This window comes from Algoriphagus sp. CAU 1675 (assembly GCF_029222925.1).
In the GTDB taxonomy this organism is placed as follows: domain Bacteria; phylum Bacteroidota; class Bacteroidia; order Cytophagales; family Cyclobacteriaceae; genus Algoriphagus.
The window spans coordinates 1-885 of the sequence record NZ_JARHUI010000001.1; the positions used below are offsets into that span (position 1 = coordinate 1).

At 56.4% G+C, this 885-nt stretch carries 1 pseudogene; it reads right to left on the minus strand.

From position 1 onward, the window contains the following. Positions 1 to 885 (minus strand): annotated as a pseudogene (locus tag P2G54_RS00005) (hypothetical protein); the annotation flags it as partial.

The following is an 885-nucleotide window of genomic DNA, read 5'->3' on the forward strand; positions in this document are numbered from 1 at the left end:
GCCGTAGCGGTACCGGTCGCGCCCGGAGCCAAGGTAGACGGACTCACAGCCAACGCCACAGATCCGGTCAACGCATCGTCTATCACTACATTGCTCAGGGTCACGTTGCCCGTGTTGGTCACCAAAATGTCCCTCAGCGTCACGTTACCCTCGTTGGTCACCCTGATGTCGTAGCTGATCACATCCCCTACCGCATCGTAGGTCTGTGGGGTCGCCACTTTTGTAATCCTGTAATCAAAGTCCTGGATCGCGGTCACCTGCTCTTCGGCTGTGCGAACAAGCTCCTTGTAGCTCGCTGTCGCGGTGTTGTCCACCTTGCCGGAATTAAGATCCGACTGCTTGATGGTATAGGTGGTCACGATCAAGGTGTCAGTTCCCGGTGCCAGGATCGATACCAACTGGCTCAAGCCGGTCAGCGGGTCGGTCACCAAAATGTCCCTCAGCGTCACGTTGCCTTCGTTGGTCACCCTGATGTCGTAGCTGATCACGTCCCCTACCGCATCGTAGGTCTGGGGGGTCGCCACTTTTGTAATGCTGTAATCAAAGTCCTGGATCGCCGTCACCTGCTCTTCGGCTGTACGAACAAGCTCCTTGTAGCTCGCTGTTGCGGTGTTGTCCACCTTGCCGGAATTAAGATCCGACTGCTTGATGGTATAGGTCGTCACGATCAAGGTGTCAGTTCCCGGTGCCAGGGTCGATACCAACTGGCTCAAACCGGTCAGCGGGTCGGTCACCAAAATGTCCCTCAGCGTCACGTTGCCCTCGTTGGTCACCCTGATGTCGTAGCTGATCACGTCCCCTACCGCATCGTAGGTCTGGGGGGTCGCCACTTTTGTAATGCTGTAATCAAAGTCCTGGATCGCCGTCACCTGCTCTTCGGCTGTA